Below are 18,964 nucleotides of genomic sequence, written 5' to 3'. Positions count from 1 at the left end.
CCCTGCGGTCAGTGCTCAGGCTCGCCCTCCGGTCATCTCGGAGCGCCACGCCCCGCGGTGTGGGCGCGTTCCACGAGGAGCGCGACCTGGACGCGTCCCGGCAGGTCGAGCTTTGTCGAGATGTTGGACAGGTGCGTCTTGACCGTCGCCGCGCTGAGGTGCATCTGCGTCGCGATCTCGTCGTTCGTCAGACCGGCATGGACACCCCTGGCGGTCTGCTGCTCGCGCTCGGAGAGCAGCTGGAACTGGTCGCGCGCACGCGCGTGCTGCTCGAGACGGCCCGCGCGGGTGAGTTCCTCGACGACGTAGCGCGCGACGCGGGGTGACAGCGCCGCGTCACCCTCGACGACGCTGCGGATCGCGAGCGAGATCTCTGAAGGTGCCGAGTCCTTGAGGAGGTAGCCGCGGGCGCCCGCGTCGAGCGCCCGGAGGATGGCGTCGTCCGCGTCGAAGCTCGTGACCGCGATGACGTGCGGCGGGTCTGGGAGCATCCGGACAGCGGCGGTTGCTTCGACACCTCCGACGCGTCGCATGCGCAGATCCATGATGATCACGTCGGGGTGGTGCTCCTGCACGGCGCGGACGACGCCGTCGCCGTCCTCCGCCTCGCCCACGACCTCTACCTCGGGGTCGCTCGACAGGATCATGGCGAACGCGGCGCGCACCATCGGGTCGTCGTCGACGAGGAGCACTCTGATCACGCGTCACATGCTAGGTGCACCGGTGGCGCTGGGAGGCCAGGGGAGGTGCACGTCGACGATGAAGGTCCCGTCCTCGGTCGCCGTGGTCGCCTCGCCCCCGAGGAGGCGCGCTCGCTCCCGGATCCCTGCCAGACCCGACCCCGAACCCGGCACGTGGGGCGCAGGTGAGACCGGAAGGGCGTTGCGGACGAGGATCGAGACCCCGCGCCCGGGGCCGCCGGTCACCCGGACGTCGACCTCGGCAGACGGGGCGTGCTTGTGCACGTTGGTCAACGCCTCCTGCACGATGCGATACGTCGCGAGGGTCAGCGCGGACCCTGCCGCGTGAGCATCGTCGACGAGGACGGTCGCGAGCATCCGCGTACCGGCACGACGCGACGACTCGAGGAGATCGGGAAGGTCCGCGAGCGTGACGGACGGGTCCGGCGTGGTGTCGTCGTGCTGATCGGCGCGCGTCGGGTCCCGCAGGACGCCGATGAGGTCGCGCAGGTCCTCGAGGGACCGGTGGGCGTTGGAACGGACCGCCTGCGCCACCGAGCGCAGCCCGGCGTCAGCATGAGCGGCGACCTCGAGAGCGCCCGCCTGCAAGGACACGAGCGAGAGACGGTGCGCGAGCGCGTCGTGCACCTCCCGGGCCAGGAGGTCGCGTTCCTCCTGGCGGGTGAGCTCGGTCCGCAGCTCTTCGCTCCGGGCTGCCTGGTCGTCCCGCTCCGAGCGGATCCGGCCGACGGTCCGCGCACTGCGCCGCAGGAGGCCGGCGGACACGGCCGCACCCAGAGCGACGAGAGCCACGAGCACGTAGAACCACCAGGGGAGCGCTGCGCCGCCCTCCGGGGTCTTGGGGGAGAAGACCTGGAACTCCCCGGGACGAACGGCGTCGCGGGTGACGGCGACGACCGTGGCCAGGGTGGCGAGAGCCCCGGCGCGCCAGGCATCACGCGCTGGGCGGTACGCGATCACCGTCGCGAGGCCGACGAGCGCGCCGACGGAGTCGACGGGGAAGAGCAGGGTGTAGAGCGAGGCCGCCACCACGAGCACCATCGGCAGGCGACGCCGGAGGGCGACGAGGACGCAGATGCCGGCGCCCGGGCCCCAGGAGAGGACGGCGCGCACCGCGGGCCAGGTGGCGGAGGTGCCCTCCGGGCCGGTGACGGACGAACCCGCGAAGGCCGACGACACGAGGATCGACGCGGCTGTCACCGCGACGAGCCCGACGGTGAGCAGCGTGTCCGGGCGCCCGCGGGCGCCCGGACCGGCGAGGGAGGCTGTGGGGGAGGAGGGCACGTCGTCAGCGTAGGGTCCGTGCCGGTCCGGTGGCATCGTCCGACCGGGTGACGCGTTCCCGCCCGAGCGTCGCCCGATCGGGTGCTCATGTCCACCCGGTCGGGCGATGTGGTGGACAGGTACCCCGGGATGGGATGAGGCATCGCATCCGACCACCACCAGAAGAGGTTCTCGTGTCTCAGCCCGCCGGCCCCGCGCCGTCCCAGCCCGTCTACGCCCAGCCCGCTCCCGTGCAGCCTGCTCGGAAGAACTTCTTCGCCCGGCACAAGATCTTCACGGCGATCCTCGTCGTTGTCGGGATCGTCGTCGCCGCACAGGCCGGGTCGGGCGACGCGTCGACGCCCGACGCCGCGCAGACCACTGCGCCCGCTCCCGCCGCGCCGGCAGACCCGGCAGCGCCGGTCGACCCCGCGGCCCCCGTCGACCCCGCGGCTCCCGCTCCTGTCGAGGACGCGCCACCTGCCGGTACAGGTGTCGGGACCGCGGCCGCGGACGGCTCGTTCGAGTTCACGGTGACGAACGTCGAGCAGGGTGTGAGCCGCATCGGCGCTGACATGTTCGGCGAGGACGCCCAGGGCCAGTTCGTGCTCGTGCACGTCACCGTCCGCAACATCGGCGACGCAGCCCAGTACTTCGACTCCAGCTCCCAGAAGCTCGTCGACACGCAAGGGCGTGAGCACTCGGCGGACGGCGCGGCAGCGATCTACCTCGATGGCAACAGCTTCCTCGAGAGCGTGAACCCGGGGAACAGCGTCGACGGCATCGTCGTCTTCGACATCCCCGCCGATGCCGTGCCCGCCTCGCTCGAGCTGCACGACTCGGCGTTCTCCGGCGGGGTGACGGTCACTCTCGGCTGACCCAGCCGTGACGACGAGAGGTCCCGGGATGTCCCGGGACCTCTCGTCTCGTCATCGACGCCGGGCGGTCACCCGGCGGGCGGCGTCGATCACACCTCGATGCTCGAGGCGAGCGCGTCCGTGAGCAGACCGGCCAGCGCGTCGAGCTGCACGGTCGACGACGACGTCTCCTCCTCGTCCGCCCCGTCCAGCGCGCGGGCGGCGAGCCCGGACTTGCTGTCGATGAGCTCGGCGATCTTCGGGTCGATGGTCTGTGCGGCGATGATCCGCCACGCCGTGACAGGCTCGGCCTGACCGATCCGGTGGATCCGGTCGACCGCCTGGGTCTGCTCCGCGTAGGTCCAGGAGAGCTCCGCCAGCACGAGGTTCGACGCGACCTGGAGGTTGAGCCCGACACCGGCGGCGGTCAGGGAGCACACCACGATCGAGACGTCCGGGTCGTCGACGAACGCGGCGATGTTCTTCTCCCGCACCTTCGGCGTCTGGTCGCCACGGATCGAGGCGTACCGGATACCACGGTCGGCGAAGAGCTGCTCGGCCTGGTCCATGACGTCGACATGCTTCGCGAAGAAGACGACCTTGCCGACGTTGCGGGCGAGCTGCGCGGCGTAGTCAGCGGCCAGCCCGGCCTTGGCCTGGCCGATCCGACGGACCATCGAGAACACGTTCTCGCTCGTCGAGCTCGAGTCCTTGAGCTCCGCTGACGCGACCCGCCGGACGAGCTCCTGGTCGATCCCGTCCACGGTGGCCTCCCCGGAGCGCATCTCGAGGGCGGTGCGGTAGCGCTGGACCAGCCGGTCGACGAGCGCGGACTCGGCGGCACGGATCGATCGTCCGGCGGCGCCGTCGAGCTCGACCACGAGGTCCGCGACCCGGCGCGCCGGGATGTCGGCGACCACGTCGGCCTTGCGGCGGCGCACGATCCCCATGTCGATGACGCTCGCGCGCGCAGCCGAGGAGAACCCCGGGTCCGCCGGGGTGAGCCCCGTGTCCTCGAGGGCCGCCTGGAGCGGGCCGAGCGGGCCCGTGTCGTCGATCCAGCCGAGGAACTGCCAGATCGCGCGGAAGTCCTCGATGTCGTTGATGAGCGGGGTGCCGGTGAGAGCCATGAGCAACGGCCGGGAGACGCGGGTGCGGATCCGCTCCGAGAGGGCGAGGACGTGCTGGGACCGTTGTGAGGTCCTGTTCTTGATGAAGTGGGCCTCGTCGACGATCATGCCGCGGAAGCCCAGGTCGCCGAGCCACCCGACGTGCCGGTCCAGCAGCTCGTAGTTGACGATGACGACGTCGGCGAACCCGTCCATCTGGTCGCCGTCCCCGTGGACCACGGTGGACCGCCGGGACGGGGTCCACAGTGCCACCTCGTGCGCCCAGTTCACCTTCACGACGTTGGGCACGACCACGAGCAAGGGGTACGCGTCGGCCGCCTGGGCGGCGAGCAACGCCTGGGCGGTCTTGCCGAGCCCGGGCTCGTCGGCGAGGAGGAAGGTGCGGTGGCCCCGGGCCGTCGCGGTGACGACCTGCGCCTGGTGCGGCATGACCTCCCGGCCGCGGGGAGACGGTACGGGCCGGGGATCCGGCAGCGTCATGCAGGCGGGCGCCCCCGTGGCGGCCCGCTCGAAGGACCGGAAGAGCGGTTCGAGCAGCTCCCAGCCGGCCAGACGGCGGGCACGGGGCGCCGCACGCTCGGCGGCAGCCGCGTAGTCCGGCGCGAGGAAGGGGTTCGCCATCTGACGGGCCCGCACCGACTGGGGGACCACCCCGGTCGGTGCGGGCGCCGGCGTGGTCGGCGCCACGGGCGGCGGCTCCTCCGTCGGCTCCAGCCCACCAGCGCGCATCACGGTCGCCTTGAAGGCACGTGCGGAGTCGGAGACCCGGGCGTCGTCAGCGAGCAGCGCGAGCAGCGACGTGTCCCGGGCAGCGGTCCGGGCCAGCATGGTCGCGATGCCGTCGAGGCGCTTGAGCTCCTCGCCGCGTCGAGACGTCGTCAGACCGTCGTCGGCCATCAACCGGGCTCGTTCCTCGCGTACGAGCAGCGCGACGACCTGGAACTTCGTGCGCACCGTCGAGCTCGCGGGCGGGCGCTTGACGGCGACGTCGACCTCACGGGCGACGTCGGCCAGCACCGGGATGAGCCCCTGGGCTGTGCGGCGCGGCGCCCGGCGTCGCTGGGCACTGACGGCACCCTGGGTGCCTCCCGACCGTCCTTGGCCTCGTCGCGCCACATGTCCTCCTTCTGAAGCATCCGCGCCCCGACCGGGGCGCGGCACGAACATCTCACAGCGTCCCGTCGCCGGTCGGCGGTCGGGACGTCCTTCGGTCGAGCAGTGCCAACCGCACCGAGGTCCGGGCCGCCTCCGACATCAGGCACAGCAGGCACCCTGCCGCGAGGTGCAGCTCGCGGCGTGAGCCTCAAGCACGTCCGCACACGGCGCACGCTTCCCGACATGCACGAGGGGCGCCCGGATCGTTCCGGACCTGCCTCCTGGTGTGCTGCTGTGAGCGACACGGGATCGATGACCTCTTCCGTGTCCGGGAGGAGATCAGTCGACACCCAGCCGTCTCGCTCAGGCGTCAGGGAACTGGTGACTCCCAGCGTAGAGGACTCCGGGGCGCACGACGTCGTCCGGTGCGTCGCGTCCTGCTCACGGGCGCCCGTGCAGGTACCGGCCTACCGTGAGACATGAGCCGGAACAGCGCGCCCGCAGGTCGGTCGGCGTCTGCCCGGGACCTCCTGGCGGCCGCGCTCAAGCGCAGGCTCCGTACCCAGCCGTTCGACAAGGTGACCGTCAGCGAGCTGGCCCGCGACTGCGGGCTGACGCGGCAGGCCTTCTACTACCACTTCCGCGACGTCCGCCATCTGGGGCAGTGGGTGTTCGAGACTGAGGTGCGGGAGCAGGTGCACGTCTCGGCGACGGCCGACGCATGGGCTGACGGCTTGCACCGGTTGCTGCGCTACCTGCTGGACAACCGCTCCTCGACCGTCGCGGTGCTCGACGGGCTCGGGCGGGCCGGCCTCGAGAACTTCCTGTTCGGGCAGATGCGACCCGTCACCGAGGCCGTCGTCGCGGAGGTGGGAGACGGCGGGCCGGCACTCGACTCCGACCGCGCGCTTGTCGTCGACTTCTACACCTCGGCCGTGCTGTCGATCGTGCTGCGGTGGGTCGACGGCGGCATGGTGGAGGATCCGTACCGTCTCGTCGGGGACCTCGAGCTCATGCTGCACGGCGCCGTCGCCGAGTCCGTGCGGCGCCTCGACGAGCGCGCCAGCAGGTGACGTCCGCCAACGAGAGAGTGACTCCATGAACACGGCTGGTCTTCCCATGTCGCTCGCGCTCAGCGGCGAGTCACCGTCACGCGCTCTGCTGAGCCGATTCGCAGGTGTCGGACTCGTCCGGGGCGAGTACGTCTTCCGTGGCGTCCTGCGGTACCCGACCGACCCCCTCGCCGGTCGTGAGCTCGAACGCTACCTGTCCGTCATCTGCGAGCGCTGCCCGGGGACGGTGACCTACCGCACGATGGAGGTCACGCAGGCCGAGGCGAACGTCCTGCGCGGTGTCGAGCACGCAGACGACGAGGACGGCGACGACCTGCTTGGCCTGCGTGGCGTCCGACGGCACATGGCGTTCCCCGAGAGCCTCGACGCCGAGCTCCACGCCGTCGGGAAGGTCCGGCGCCAGTACTCCGACCTCGAGGTGATCGCGCCGTTCGTCACGTCCATCGACGAGTTCTGCTGGTTCCGGGAGCGTGTGTACGCGGTCCTCGGTGACGAGGTGGTCGTCGGGACGATGATCGAGACGCCGGCTGCTGCCGTCGACATCGAGGACTTCACCGCGGCCGGGTGCCGGCGCTTCGTCGTCGGGTCCAACGACCTCACGAGCCTCCTCACGGCGAGACGTCGAGGGTCCTCCCTCCGGACCGGACCCGTGCCCGGCTTCGCGCGCCTGCTCGCGGGCGTCGTCCGGTCCGTGCACGCCGTCGGCGGTGCGGTCGACCTCGCCGGCTACCTCACCCCTGCTCTTGTCGAGACCGCGATCGCCGCTGGAGTCGACCGGGGCATCGTGCACTACTCCGACCTGCCGAAGCTCCAGCTGGCCAGGGCGGACGAGCTTCCCGACCTGCAGCACCTCACGACCGTCAAGTCACGGACACTCGAGGCGATCGCTGCACGCCGGCTGCACAGCCGCGAGACCCCCCGAGACGACGACACTCCGGCGGGAGGCGGGGGAGTGCGACCGCGACACGGGATACGGTGACGATCGTGCTGCCGATCGGCAGTGCTGCGCAGCGTGGCGCACCGCCGTCGCGGCGCATGAGGATGCGGTTCCCCCGGGCCGCCGAGCACCAGCGCCGGTCAGCCGGCGCGGACAGGACGCAGCCCCGTGACACACCCGTTCGACGTCCACGGCAGCACACTCGTCTGGCGGGGTGACGGTGAGACCCTCGTCGTCGAGCCGTGGGGCCGCGACAGTGTCCGCGTCCGCTCGGCCCTCGGCGACGTCGTCGACGCCGACTGGGCCCTGCTGCCACCGGACCCTGCCGCGCACGCCGGGGCGGCGATCGTCGTGCACGGGACGACGGCGACGCTGACGAACGGTCGGATCCGCGTGGTGGCGACCGCGAGCAGCGGCAAGGACTGGCAGAGCGGAGCGATGAGGCACAGCTGCCGCCTGGCGTTCGAGGACCACGAGGGCACGCTCCTGCTCGCTGAAGAGCCTTCCGGTGGCGCGCTCAAGGTCCGCGCACGCACCTACCAGCCGTTGCCGGGCGGTGGCGTACGTGCGGGGTTGGCGCTGCGGGCGCCGGACGGCGAGCACCTGACCGGCATGGGCCAGTACCAGCAGGATCTCGTCGACCTCAAGGGCTGCACGCTCGAGCTCGCGCACCGCAACTCCCAGGCCAGCGTGCCGTTCGTGCGGTCGAGCGCCGGGTACGGGTTCCTCTGGCACAACCCCGCGATCGGCCGTGCGACGTTCGCGTCCAACCGCACCGAGTGGACGGCCGAGAGCTGCCGTCAGATCGACTACTGGGTGACGACGGGCGCGTCGCCGGCGGCCATCAGCGCCCGCTACGCCGAGGCGACCGGGCACGCGCCCATGATGCCCGAGCACGGCCTCGGGTTCTGGCAGTGCAAGCTGCGGTACTCCAGCCAGGAGGAGCTCCTGTCCGTCGCGCGCGAGCACGTGCGCCGCGGTCTGCCGCTCGATGTGATCGTCGCTGACTTCTTCCACTGGCCGCACCTGGGCGACTACCGCTTCGAGGACGAGTTCTGGCCCGACCCGGCCGCCATGGTCGCCGAGTTGGCCGAGCTGGGCGTCGAGCTCATGGTGTCCGTCTGGCCGCAGGTGTCGTTCGAGTCGGAGAACTTCGCCGACATGGCGGCGCGCAACCTGCTCGTGCGCACCAACCGCGGCATCGACGTGCAGATGTGGTTCGGCGGCCCCAGCCGGTTCGTCGACGTCACCGACCCGCGCGCCCGGGCATACCTGTGGGACCGGTGCCGCGAGGGCTACGCCCGCTACGGCATCCGGATGTTCTGGCTCGACGAGGCCGAGCCCGAGTACGGCATCTACGACTACGACGCCTACCGGTACCACGCCGGGCAGGGGCTCGAGGTGGGCAACCTGTACCCGCAGGCGTTCTCCCGCGCGTTCTGGGAAGGACAGACGGGGGACGGCGAGACCGAGGTGGTCAACCTCGTGCGGTGCGCGTGGGCCGGGTCCCAGCGGTACGGCGCCCTCGTGTGGTCCGGCGACATCCACTCGGACTTCGCGACCCTGCGCCGTCAGGTGGTTGCCGGCGTGCACATGGGCGCCGCCGGCATCCCGTGGTTCACGACGGACATCGGCGGGTTCGGGGGTGGTCGCACCGACGACCCCGCGTTCCACGAGCTCCTTGTCCGCTGGTTCCAGGTCGGCACGTTCCTGCCCGTCATGCGCCTGCACGGCGACCGCGCGCCCTCGCACCCCGTGCACGCCGCCGACGGGACCGAGCGCAACGCGAGCGGCGCCGGCAACGAGCTGTGGTCGTTCGGCGACGCCGTCTACGACGTGCTGTCCCACTACGTCCACCTGCGCGAGGACCTGCGCGACTACACCCGCGAGCTCATGGCCGCGGCGCACACCGACGGCCAACCCGTCATGCGTGGGCTCTCCCACGAGTTCCCCGACGACCCGCAGGCCTGGACGATCGCCGACCAGTACCTCTACGGGCCCTCGCTGCTCGTCGCCCCGGTGATGGAGGCAGGTGTGAGATCACGTTCGGTCTGGCTGCCCGCCGGGGCGACGTGGACGTCGCTCGTCACCGGGCAGGTGCACGACGGGGGCCAGCGGATCGACGTCGACGCACCGCTGGCGACCGTGCCCGTGTTCGCGCGCGACGGCGCCCTGCCCCAGCTCGTGGGACGCATCCCGAAGGGCTGAGGCCGACCGGCCCGACGCAGGAGCGACCACTGTCCGTGACTCGCTCCGGTGACCATCACGACGCGATCCTCAGGCTCATCGTGTCGGAGTCTCCCTCTCGCCCGACGACCGTGAAGCCCATCCGCTCGTAGAGTCCCCGTGCGGCGTTGCCGTCCTCGACGCTGAGGCTCAGACCTCGAGCGCCGGACGCGCGGGCAGCTTCGATGAGGTGGGTGAGCAGCCCACGCCCCAAGCCCCGACCGCGGTGGCCGGCGGCGACAGCCACCGTGATCTCGGGCACGTCGTCGGCAACGTAGCCGTATCCCGGGTCATCGCTGCTGAACGGGCGTGCCCAGGCCGCGCCCGCTGGCGCGCCGCCGCGTTCGGCGACGACGCCGACATCTCCGGCGGCTGGCCACCCGATCAGGTAGTGGGCGATCTGGGGCTGCTCCAGCAGCGACCGGTCGAAGTCTGGGTCCTCACGCCAGTTGAACGCGTCTACGAGCATCTCGAACAGGAAGGCGCGATCCCTCGCCTCCGCTGGTCGGTATGTGATCTCCTCTGCGGCGCTGACCTCGTTGCTCACGAAAGGATGATCCCAGACCGAGATCCAGATGAACCCGATCCTGACCGGAACGGCTGCGCGTCCGCGGGGACGACGAAGGCCCCAGGTCGATGACCTGGGGCCTTGCTGGTGGGCGATACTGGGATCGAACCAGTGACCTCTTCCGTGTCAGGGAAGCGCGCTACCGCTGCGCCAATCGCCCAAGCGTCGTGCTGTCCTGCATCAACTGCGGGTGGTGCTCGTGCTGCCAGACATGCTCGCGGTGCTGCATGCCTGACGGTGCGAGGTGGAGACGGGATTCGAACCCGTGTGGACGGCTTTGCAGGCCGCTGCCTCGCCTCTCGGCCACTCCACCGCTGAGAAGCACTTCCAGGGGTTGCCCGGAAATCTCTCCGAGCGGACGACGGGATTCGAACCCGCGACCCTCACCTTGGCAAGGTGATGCTCTACCACTGAGCCACGTCCGCATGCTTCGATCACTCCGGGGAAGTTCTCCCCGGCGTTTTCGGCGCGTCCCAGACTCTAATAGACCTGAGCGCCGATAGTCCAACCGGCCCTCGCTGTGCCGCCCTGATCGGCGGGATTCCAGGGAAAACCCGTTGTCGCTGGTCACGGTCGCGTCGCTCGGACGGGTCGGTACCGTTACCCGCGTGGACGGATATGCGAGATTCGGTGACGTCGAGGCCCGAGAACCGGTCGAGGTGATCGACGTGGCGACCCGTCCCGACGCACTGCTGCACGGGGTGTGGTTCGTCGTCGCCGACTTCGAGGGCAAGGCTCGGGCCTGGCGGTTCGCCGACGTCCGGCGGACCACCGGTCGGGCGTCCGCACGGGACGGGTGGCACGGGCCGGCCGCCGACTCGTGGACCTCGTCGCTCGACGGCACGCAGTACCGGGACGCGGTACGCGCCGTCCGGAAGCACGTGCTCGACGGGACCGTCTACCAGGCGAACATCTGCCGGGTGATGGCCGCCCCGTGGGCAGGGCAGGGGGACGACGAGCCGGACGCCCGGGCGCTCGCGGACCATCTCGCCCCGGGGAACCCCGCGCCGTACCAGGGCGTGCTCCACGTGCCGGCCGCGTCCGGTCTCGATCCGGTGTGGGTCGTCACGGCGTCACCCGAGCTCTTCCTGAGGATCTCCGCGGAGGGCGGTCGGACGGCACTGACCTCTGGCCCGATCAAGGGCACGGCGCGCACCGCCGAGGGACTCACCGCCAAGGACCGGGCCGAGAACGTCATGATCACGGACCTCGTCCGCAACGACCTGCACCATGTCTGCTCACCGGGCAGCGTCGAGGTCACCCAGCTCCTGGCGCTCGAGGAGCACCCCGGGCTCGTGCACCTCGTCTCGACCGTCACGGGCACGGTGCGCCCCGACATCGTCGCCGCCCCTGATCTCTGGGCGCGCGTGCTCGATGCGACCTTCCCGCCCGCCTCGGTCTCCGGCGCACCGAAGTCCTCGGCCCTGCGGGTCATCTCCGAGCTCGAGCCGGTACCGCGTGGCCCCTACTGCGGTGCCGTCGGCTGGATCGACGGCGACGCGGGGACCGCCGAGCTCGCGGTCGGGATCCGGACCTTCTGGTGGACCCGGGACAGCCCGCACGTCCCGGGCGGCGGCGCGTACCTGCACTTCGGCACGGGGGCGGGCATCACGTGGGGGAGCGACCCTGACCGCGAGTGGGCGGAGACCGAGCTCAAGGCTCACCGGCTCGTCGCGCTCGCATCTGCGGCACACTGATCGGATGACCGTTCTCACGTGGACAGACGGACGTCTCGTGTCGCCCGACGAGCCCGCCGTCAGCGCAGTCGACCACGGCCTCACCGTCGGCGACGGCGTCTTCGAGACGCTCGCCGTCTACGACGGCAGGCCGTTCGCGCTCACCCGGCACCTGCGCCGCCTCGCACGCTCGGCCACGGGCCTCGGGATCAGCCCGCCGGACGAGGAGCTCGTGCGCGACGGCGTCGCGCAGGTCCTTGCGCACGCGGGGACCGCTGCGGGCAGGCTGCGCATCACCGTCACGGCCGGTGCCGGCCCGCTCGGCTCCCTGCGCGGGGACGCCCCGACGACCGTGCTCGTCGCCGCCGGGCCCGCGTCGCCGGCCGTGACCTCCCGTGCCGTGCGTCTGCCCTGGGTGCGCAACGAGCGCTCCGCTGTGGCAGGACTCAAGACGACGTCGTACGCCGAGAACGTCGTCGGCCTCGCCCGGGCCGCGGAGCACGGGGCGGACGAGGGCCTCATGGCGAACACGCTCGGCGCGTTGTGCGAGGGCACGGGCTCCAACGTCCTCGTCGAACGTGACGGCGAGCTGCTCACGCCCAGCCTGTCCACCGGGTGCCTCGCAGGCATCACCCGCGAGCTCCTCCTCGAGTGGGCCGCGCTCGACGGGCTGCCCGTCCGCGAGGCGCGCCCGGACGAGCTTCCCTTCACGGTGCTCGACGACGTCCTCGCCGGCCGCGCGGCGCTCGGCCTCACCGGAAGCATCCGCAACGTCGTGCCCGTCGTCTCGCTCGACGGCCAGGACATCGCACCGGGGCTGCTCACGCTCGCGGCCCAGGTGCTCTTCAACCGGCACGTCGCCGAGAACATCGACCCGTGAGCCCGCGCCGGTGGGAGCCCGGTTGGCTTCCCGGGGCACTGAGCGGCTAGCATCGTCCACGAACACCGCACGTCCGGGTGCTCAGCGGGCGATTGGCGCAGTGGTAGCGCGCTTCGTTCACACCGAAGAGGTCACTGGTTCGAACCCAGTATCGCCCACCAGCACGACGAAGGCCCGGGGTCCGACGATCCCGGGCCTTCGTCATTCCCCGGCGCACTCCGCCACAACCACCCGGCCGACCCCGGGGTCGGGCCAACATCGGTAACATCGAGGGCGCACCCTCAGTCGACGGGTGCGCCCAGCCCCTTCAAGGAGACGTCCCTCGTGCTCGAGTCGCCCGCTGCGTCACAGCCTTCTGTCACCCTCACCGTCGACGGCGCGGAGACCATGGTGACGGCGGGCACCACGGGGACCGAGCACTTCGCCGACCGGCGCGACGTCGTCGTCATGCGCGTCGACGGCGAGCTCAAGGACCTCGCGGAGGTCCTCACCGCCGGAAGCGTCGTCGAGTCCGTGACGATCGACTCGCCCGAGGGTCTGGCCGTGCTGCGCCACTCCGCCGCCCACGTCATGGCGCAGGCCGTCCAGCAGGTGAACCAGTCGGCGAAGCTCGGCATCGGCCCGCCCATCACCGACGGCTTCTACTACGACTTCGACGTCACCGAGCCCTTCACCCCCGAGGACCTCAAAGCCCTCGAGAAGGCGATGATGCGCATCGTCAAGGAGGGCCAGACCTTCCGCCGCGTCGAGGTCACGGACGCCGAGGCGCTGGACCAGTGCGCCCACGAGCCGTACAAGATCGAGCTCATCGGCCTCAAGTCCTCGAGCGCCGACGCCGCCGAGGGCGCGTCCGTCGAGGTCGGCGAGGGCGGACTGTCGATCTACCAGAACGTCCGCCGCAACGGCGACGTCGCCTGGCAGGACCTCTGCCGTGGACCGCACCTGCCGTCCACGAAGCTCCTCGGGAACGGGTTCCAGCTCATGCGCAGCGCCGCCGCCTACTGGCGCGGCAGCGAGAAGAACCCACAGCTCCAGCGCATCTACGGCACCGCCTGGCCCACGAAGGACGAGCTCAAGGCCTACCTCGAGCGACTCGCCGAGGCCGAGCGTCGCGACCACCGACGCCTCGGGGTGGAGCTCGACCTCTTCTCGTTCCCCGACGAGATCGGCTCCGGGCTCGCCGTCTTCCACCCCAAGGGCGGCATCATCCGCTCCGAGATGGAGCAGTACTCCCGCAAGCGGCACACCGAGGCGGGCTACTCCTTCGTCAACAGCCCGCACATCACCAAGCAGCAGCTCTTCGAGACCTCCGGGCACCTCGACTGGTACGCCGAGGGCATGTACCCCCCGATGCACCTCGACGAGGAGCTCGACGCGGACGGCAACGTGCGCAAGGCCGGGCAGAACTACTACCTCAAGCCCATGAACTGCCCCATGCACAACCTCATCTTCGGAGCGCGGGGCCGCTCCTACCGCGAGCTCCCGCTGCGGCTGTTCGAGTTCGGCACCGTCTACCGCTACGAGAAGTCGGGCGTGGTGCACGGCCTCACCCGCGCTCGCGGGTTCACGCAGGACGACGCGCACATCTACTGCACGCGCGAGCAGATGAAGGCCGAGCTCACGGACGCCCTGAACTTCGTCCTCGACCTCCTGCGCGACTACGGGCTCGACGACTTCTACCTCGAGCTCTCGACCCGCGACCCCGAGAAGTCGGTCGGCTCCGACGAGGTGTGGGAGGAAGCGACCCGGACGCTCGAGGAGGTGGCCACCGACTCCGGCCTCGACCTCGTGCCCGACCCGGGCGGGGCCGCGTTCTACGGGCCGAAGATCTCCGTGCAGGCCAAGGACGCGATCGGCCGCACCTGGCAGATGTCGACCATCCAGCTCGACTTCAACCTCCCCGAGAAGTTCGACCTCGAGTACGCCGCCGCCGACGGCACGCGCCAGCGGCCCGTGATGATCCACCGCGCACTCTTCGGCTCCATCGAGCGCTTCTTCGCGGTCCTCACGGAGCACTACGCCGGAGCGTTCCCGGCCTGGCTCGCGCCCGTCCAGGTGCTCGCCGTGCCCGTCGCCGAGCCGTTCAACGATTACCTCGGTGACGTCGTCGCGCAGCTCCGGGCGCAGGGCATCCGCGCGGACCTCGACGACGGCACGGAGCGGTTCGCCAAGAAGATCCGCACGGCCTCGACCCAGAAGATCCCGTTCGTGCTCATCGCTGGCGGCGAGGACGTCGAGGCCGGGGCCGTCTCCTTCCGCTTCCGCGACGGCAGCCAGGAGAACGGCGTCGCCGTCGCGGACGCGGTCGCGCGCATCGTCGCAGCGGTGCAGGAGCGGGCGCAGGTGTGAGCGGCCCCGCTGCGAACGACGCCCCCGGCGCTCTCTGGGGGGAGGACCGGGAGCGCGCGAGCGACCACCCGGGGGTACCCGACGGGCTCGAGCGCCTGTGGACGCCGCACCGCATGGTGTACATCGGTGGGCAGGACAAGCCGCAGGACGCCACGAGCGCGCAGTGCCCGTTCTGCACCATCCCGGCGCGCAGCGACGAGGACGGGTTGATCGTGGCCCGGGGTGAGCACGCGTACGTCGTGCTCAACCTCTACCCCTACAACTCCGGCCACCTCCTCGTGTGCCCGTACAGGCACGTCGCGGACTACACAGAGCTCACCGAGGACGAGATGATCGAGGTCGCCGTCCTCACCCGACGAGCCATGCGCACCGTGCGCACCGTCTCCGACGCGCACGGCTTCAACCTCGGCATGAACCAGGGTGCGGTGGCCGGCGCCGGTATCGCCGCCCACCTCCACCAGCACGTCGTACCCCGGTGGTCGGGCGATGCGAACTTCCTGCCGGTGGTCGCGAGGACGAAGGCGCTCCCGGAGCTGCTCTCGCAGACGAGGGAGCTGCTGGCTGCCGCCTGGGTGACGCTGGACCCCACGGTCCCCACCGGGCAGGGCACGACCGAGCAGGGCACGACCATCCAGGGGGACGACGCATGCTGAGCCGCCTCCGCGGCGTGATGACCGCGATCTTCACGCCGCTCGCCAAGGTGCTCCTGCGCGCGGGCGTCTCCCCGGACGCCATCACGATCCTCGGCACCGTGGGCGTGCTCGTCACGGCGCTGTGGGCGTTCCCGACCGACCACCTCCTGCTCGGCGCGATCGTCATCGGCGCCTTCGCCTTCCTCGACTCGCTCGACGGGACGATGGCCCGCCTCGCTGGCCGCTCGGGAAGCTGGGGAGCATTCCTCGACTCCACCTTGGACAGGGTCGCCGACGGCGCCATCTTCTGCGGGCTCGTCGCCTACTTCCTCGTTCACCACGACGGCGCCCTCAGCGCGTGGGGGACCGGCACCGCGCTCGCCTGCCTCGTCCTGGGCGCCCTCGTCTCCTACGCGCGAGCACGCGCTGAGGGACTCGGCATGACCGCAGCCGTCGGTATCGCCGAGCGTGCGGAGCGGCTCGTCGTGTCGCTCGTCATGGCTGGGCTCGTCGGGATCGGGGTCCCTGCGGTCGCCCTCGTCGTCGCCCTCGCCGCGCTCGCGCTCGCGAGCCTCGTCACCGTGCTCCAGCGCATGGCGACGGTGCGCCGCCAGGCGATGGACGCGGTTGCCGCGTCCAGCAGCGCCGCGACCCAGGCAGGCCTCGGCCCCGCTACCGGCACCGAGGTCTGAGCCGTGGGACTCGACGCCGGACGGCTCTTCCACCTCGCGTGGCGCCATGCGCACCGCGTCCCGACGCCCGTGCTGGCAGCCCTGGCCAACGTCGGCGCCGACCTCACGTGGGTCGCGCGGACCGACGGCGTGCGTCAGCTCGAGCGGAATCTGCGCAAGGTCCGCCCGAACAGCACCGACCGGGACCTGCGGGCACTGAGCCGGCGCGCGATGCGCTCCTACATGCGGTACTACCGGGAGGTGTTCGTGCTGCGTGGAGCCACCCAGGAGCAGATCCGTTCCCGCGTGCGCGTGACGGGGTACGAGAACTGCGCCCGAGCACTCGAGGGGAGCGGGAGCCCGGTGGTCGCGCTCACGCACCAGGGCAACTGGGACCTCGCCGGGGTCTACGCGACCGCGTGGCTCGCGCCCGTGATCACCGTCGCCGAACGGCTCGAGCCGCCGACCCTCTACGCGGAGTTCAAAGGCTTCCGGGAGGACCTCGGCATGGAGATCCTCACCGCCGGTGATCCCAGCGTCTTCCGCACGCTCATGCGGGCCTGCCACGTCCCTGGGCGTCTCGTCTGCCTGCTGGCCGACAGGGACCTCAGCCGCCACGGCGTCGAGGTCGACCTTCTCGGGCACCGCGCCCGGGTAGCCGCTGGCCCTGCGGCGCTCGCCCTGTCCTGCGGCGTCCCGCTCCTCCCGGCAGCGATCTGGTACGAGCGCCTCACCGGCGCCCGCCGCCGTGCCGCGGGGACGCGCTGGGGGATCGTCATCCACTTCCACCCACCCGTCCCGCAGCCCGAGCACGGCACGTCCGCCGAGAAGATCCGGGCGCTCAGCCAGGGCTGGGTGGACGCCCTCGGTACCGACATCGCGCACCACCCGGAGGACTGGCACATGCTCCAGAAGGTCTTCGTGGACGACCTCGATCCCGTCCGGTACGCGCAGACCGTCGCGAGGAGTGCGACATGACGACCCGGCGCCTGCGCGTGGGCATCGTCTGCCCGTACTCCTTCGAGGCACCAGGGGGGGTCCAGTTCCACGTCCGTGACCTCGCCGAGGCGCTCATGGCACAGGGGCATGTGGTGTCCGTCCTCGCACCCTCGGACGAGGACACGCTGCTCCCGGACTACATGACGTCGGCCGGGCGAGCGGTCCCGGTGAAGTACAACGGTTCGGTCGCCCGCATGACGTTCGGCCCTCGCACGGCCGCCCGCGTGCGGCGGTGGCTCAAGGAGGGGCAGTTCGACGTCCTGCACCTCCACGAGCCGGTCACTCCGAGCCTGAGCATGCTCGCCCTGTGGATCGCGGAAGGTCCCATCGTGGCGACGTTCCACACCGCCCTCATCCGGTCCCGCGCCCTCCAGATGGCCTACCCCCTCGTCCGGCCGAGCCTGGAGAAGATCTCGGCGCGCATCGCCGTCTCCGAGGACGCCCGCCGGACACTCGTGGAGCACATGGGGGGCGACGCGGTCGTCATCCCCAACGGGGTCTACGTCGACGCGTTCGCGGCCGCAGCGCCGGAGGATGCCTGGACGGGCACCACCGACCGACCCACCATCGCGTTCCTCGGCCGGCTCGACGAACCCCGCAAGGGTCTGCCGGTCCTCACCGGCGCGATCCCCGCGATTCTCGCCGCTGTCCCGGGGGCTCGCTTCCTCGTCGCCGGTCGCGGGGAGGAAGGACACCAGCAGGCTCTCGAGGACCTCGGCGACCACGCGGCGGCGGTCGAGTTCCTCGGCGCCATCACCGACGACGCCAAAGCTGCTCTGCTGTCCTCCGTCGACCTGTACATCGCGCCCCAGACGGGCGGAGAGAGCTTCGGCATCGTCCTCGTCGAGGCCATGAGCGCGGGCGCCTGCGTGGTGGCGAGCGACCTCGGCGCGTTCGTCCGGGTGCTCGACGACGGACGTGCAGGCTTCCTCTTCCCCGTGGGGGACAGTGCAGCCCTCGCGCACACGGTCGTCGGTGCTCTCGCAGACGTGCCCGCGAGGGCCGCTCGCGTGGCCCTCGCGAAGGAGATGGTGCAGCAGTTCGACTGGTCGCGCGTGACCGGGCAGGTCCTCACCGTCTACGAGATGGTGCTCGCTGCCAGCCGCGCGCTCGGCGGTGTCCAGGAGGACCCCGCCTCGGTCCGCTCGCGCCGGGGACGCTGGACGGAGGTCGAGCAATGACCTGGTCCGAGACCGCTGTACTCGTCGCGCTCGTCCTTGCGCTCGTCGCGTGGCTCATCTGGGTCTCCGCGACGCGGCTCGACCGCCTGCACCGCAAGGTCGTCGCGTCGCGCCTCGCGCTCGACGCGCAGCTCGTACGCCGCTCGCTCGCCGCGAAGGACCTCGCGGCCTCGGGGCTGCTCGACCCGGTGAGCGCGCTGCTGGTCGCGGAGGCCGCGCACGAGGCGTCCAGCCACGACGGGGGCCGGCGCGAGCTCGTCGTCGCCGTACCGGACCTCGCGGAGCTCGTGGCGGACACCCGCCAGGACGCCGTCGAGCACCGCAGCCCGTCCCGCACGACGGTGGGGCGCGCACTCGGGACCGGGCTCGGAGACCACCGCACCGCTGCGGAGAGCGCGCTCTCCGCGACCCTGCGCACCGTCCTCGAGGACCCGGACGAGGTCGCCGACCTCTACGAGGACCTGCACAGCGCCCAGCTCCTCGAGGCGCTCGCCGCTGCGTGGTACCGCGTCCAGCTCGCCCGCCGGTTCCACAACGAGGCGGTCGCGCAGGCGCAACGCATGCGCAGCAACGGGGTCGTCCGCCTCGTGCGACTCGCCGGGCACGCCGAGATGCCCAGCACGGTGGAGTTCGACGACGCCTGGCCGAGCGCGCTGCGCCGACCCGGATCGACAGGTGGTCAGTCCGGACCGGTGGTAGCACCTGCGGCGTAGGATTGGGCCGACG

Annotated in this window: 16 protein-coding genes and 4 tRNA genes; 13 read left to right on the top strand and 7 right to left on the bottom strand. The window is 71.3% G+C overall.

Annotated elements, in window-relative coordinates; translation table 11 throughout:
* Positions 1 to 32: 32 nt before the first annotated feature.
* Both AC2AXK_RS06850 and AC2AXK_RS06845 read right to left on the bottom strand, forming a co-directional pair.
* Complete coding sequence (locus AC2AXK_RS06850; protein ID WP_484344605.1) at positions 33 to 701, bottom strand: response regulator transcription factor; 669 nt, start codon at positions 699 to 701, stop codon at positions 33 to 35.
* A 3-nt stretch (positions 702 to 704) separates the two neighbouring features.
* Positions 705 to 1,985, bottom strand: coding sequence for a sensor histidine kinase (locus AC2AXK_RS06845; protein WP_484344604.1), 1,281 nt, complete (start codon positions 1,983 to 1,985; stop codon positions 705 to 707).
* Between the two features lie 173 nt (positions 1,986 to 2,158).
* Between AC2AXK_RS06845 and AC2AXK_RS06840 the strand changes: the two genes are divergently transcribed.
* Positions 2,159 to 2,842, top strand: coding sequence for a DUF4352 domain-containing protein (locus AC2AXK_RS06840; protein ID WP_484344603.1), 684 nt, complete (start codon positions 2,159 to 2,161; stop codon positions 2,840 to 2,842).
* A gap of 89 nt (positions 2,843 to 2,931) precedes the next feature.
* Here AC2AXK_RS06840 and AC2AXK_RS06835 read toward each other — a convergent pair whose 3' ends face one another.
* Complete coding sequence (locus tag AC2AXK_RS06835; RefSeq protein ID WP_484344602.1) at positions 2,932 to 5,067, bottom strand: DEAD/DEAH box helicase; 2,136 nt, start codon at positions 5,065 to 5,067, stop codon at positions 2,932 to 2,934.
* 458 nt (positions 5,068 to 5,525) lie between these two features.
* Here AC2AXK_RS06835 and AC2AXK_RS06830 point away from each other — a divergent pair, with 458 nt between their 5' ends.
* From AC2AXK_RS06830 to AC2AXK_RS06820, 3 genes are all read left to right on the top strand, one after another.
* Positions 5,526 to 6,119 carry a TetR/AcrR family transcriptional regulator gene (locus AC2AXK_RS06830; RefSeq protein ID WP_484344601.1) on the top strand — a complete coding sequence of 198 codons (594 nt, stop codon included), beginning with the start codon at positions 5,526 to 5,528 and terminating at the stop codon, positions 6,117 to 6,119.
* Positions 6,120 to 6,144: 25 nt separating this feature from the next.
* Positions 6,145 to 7,098, top strand: coding sequence for a putative PEP-binding protein (locus tag AC2AXK_RS06825; protein ID WP_484344600.1), 954 nt, complete (start codon positions 6,145 to 6,147; stop codon positions 7,096 to 7,098).
* Between the two features lie 126 nt (positions 7,099 to 7,224).
* Positions 7,225 to 9,264 (top strand): glycoside hydrolase family 31 protein, encoded by a 2,040-nt coding sequence (locus tag AC2AXK_RS06820; RefSeq protein WP_484344599.1) that lies wholly within the window; start codon positions 7,225 to 7,227, stop codon positions 9,262 to 9,264.
* 55 nt (positions 9,265 to 9,319) lie between these two features.
* On the opposite strand, the gene AC2AXK_RS06815 is transcribed toward AC2AXK_RS06820, so the two are convergent.
* From AC2AXK_RS06815 to AC2AXK_RS06800, 4 genes are all read right to left on the bottom strand, one after another.
* Positions 9,320 to 9,829, bottom strand: coding sequence for an N-acetyltransferase family protein (locus AC2AXK_RS06815; protein WP_484344598.1), 510 nt, complete (start codon positions 9,827 to 9,829; stop codon positions 9,320 to 9,322).
* A 106-nt stretch (positions 9,830 to 9,935) separates the two neighbouring features.
* A tRNA-Val gene (locus AC2AXK_RS06810) sits at positions 9,936 to 10,010 on the bottom strand.
* A gap of 82 nt (positions 10,011 to 10,092) precedes the next feature.
* Positions 10,093 to 10,163, bottom strand: a tRNA-Cys gene (locus AC2AXK_RS06805).
* Positions 10,164 to 10,203: 40 nt separating this feature from the next.
* Positions 10,204 to 10,275 (bottom strand) — tRNA-Gly (locus AC2AXK_RS06800).
* A gap of 183 nt (positions 10,276 to 10,458) precedes the next feature.
* On the opposite strand from AC2AXK_RS06800, the gene AC2AXK_RS06795 reads away from it, so the two are divergent.
* The 9 genes from AC2AXK_RS06795 to AC2AXK_RS06755 all read left to right on the top strand — a co-directional run bounded on the left by AC2AXK_RS06795 (position 10,459) and on the right by AC2AXK_RS06755 (position 18,951).
* The gene (locus AC2AXK_RS06795; RefSeq protein WP_484344597.1) at positions 10,459 to 11,547 is read left to right on the top strand and encodes a chorismate-binding protein; all 1,089 of its coding nucleotides are present in this window, start codon (positions 10,459 to 10,461) and stop codon (positions 11,545 to 11,547) included.
* A 4-nt stretch (positions 11,548 to 11,551) separates the two neighbouring features.
* Positions 11,552 to 12,406, top strand: a complete 855-nt coding sequence (locus AC2AXK_RS06790) for an aminotransferase class IV (RefSeq protein WP_484344596.1) — start codon at positions 11,552 to 11,554, stop codon at positions 12,404 to 12,406.
* An 86-nt stretch (positions 12,407 to 12,492) separates the two neighbouring features.
* Positions 12,493 to 12,567, top strand: a tRNA-Val gene (locus tag AC2AXK_RS06785).
* Positions 12,568 to 12,793: 226 nt separating this feature from the next.
* The gene (gene thrS / locus AC2AXK_RS06780) at positions 12,794 to 14,755 is read left to right on the top strand and encodes a threonine--tRNA ligase (RefSeq protein WP_484344911.1); all 1,962 of its coding nucleotides are present in this window, start codon (positions 12,794 to 12,796) and stop codon (positions 14,753 to 14,755) included.
* The gene (locus AC2AXK_RS06775; RefSeq protein WP_484344595.1) at positions 14,752 to 15,408 is read left to right on the top strand and encodes an HIT family protein; all 657 of its coding nucleotides are present in this window, start codon (positions 14,752 to 14,754) and stop codon (positions 15,406 to 15,408) included. The genes thrS and AC2AXK_RS06775 overlap by 4 nt, the downstream gene beginning before the upstream one ends.
* A complete protein-coding gene (gene pgsA, locus AC2AXK_RS06770) occupies positions 15,402 to 16,079 on the top strand; it encodes a phosphatidylinositol phosphate synthase (RefSeq protein WP_484344594.1) in 678 nt (225 codons plus the stop codon). The genes AC2AXK_RS06775 and pgsA overlap by 7 nt, the downstream gene beginning before the upstream one ends.
* Before the next feature lie 3 nt (positions 16,080 to 16,082).
* A complete protein-coding gene (locus AC2AXK_RS06765) occupies positions 16,083 to 17,036 on the top strand; it encodes a phosphatidylinositol mannoside acyltransferase (RefSeq protein ID WP_484344593.1) in 954 nt (317 codons plus the stop codon).
* An 11-nt stretch (positions 17,037 to 17,047) separates the two neighbouring features.
* The gene (locus AC2AXK_RS06760; RefSeq protein ID WP_484344910.1) at positions 17,048 to 18,238 is read left to right on the top strand and encodes a glycosyltransferase family 4 protein; all 1,191 of its coding nucleotides are present in this window, start codon (positions 17,048 to 17,050) and stop codon (positions 18,236 to 18,238) included.
* A complete protein-coding gene (locus tag AC2AXK_RS06755) occupies positions 18,235 to 18,951 on the top strand; it encodes a hypothetical protein (RefSeq protein WP_484344592.1) in 717 nt (238 codons plus the stop codon). Before AC2AXK_RS06760 ends, AC2AXK_RS06755 begins: the two co-directional genes overlap by 4 nt.
* Positions 18,952 to 18,964 lie beyond the last annotated feature (13 nt).

The organism is Sanguibacter sp. Z6_81 (genome assembly GCF_057180625.1).
This window is presented reverse-complemented; position numbering and strand designations above follow the sequence as displayed.

Bases quoted from the DNA above. Each gene is read 5' to 3' on its own strand.
- AC2AXK_RS06830 (WP_484344601.1), top strand. From the start codon at position 5,526: ATGAGCCGGAACAGCGCGCCCGCAGGTCGGTCGGCGTCTGCCCGGGAC.
- AC2AXK_RS06825 (WP_484344600.1), top strand. From the start codon at position 6,145: ATGAACACGGCTGGTCTTCCCATGTCGCTCGCGCTCAGCGGCGAGTCA.
- AC2AXK_RS06790 (WP_484344596.1), top strand. From the start codon at position 11,552: ATGACCGTTCTCACGTGGACAGACGGACGTCTCGTGTCGCCCGACGAG.
- thrS (WP_484344911.1), top strand. From the start codon at position 12,794: ATGGTGACGGCGGGCACCACGGGGACCGAGCACTTCGCCGACCGGCGC.
- pgsA (WP_484344594.1), top strand. From the start codon at position 15,402: ATGCTGAGCCGCCTCCGCGGCGTGATGACCGCGATCTTCACGCCGCTC.
- AC2AXK_RS06755 (WP_484344592.1), top strand. From the start codon at position 18,235: ATGACCTGGTCCGAGACCGCTGTACTCGTCGCGCTCGTCCTTGCGCTC.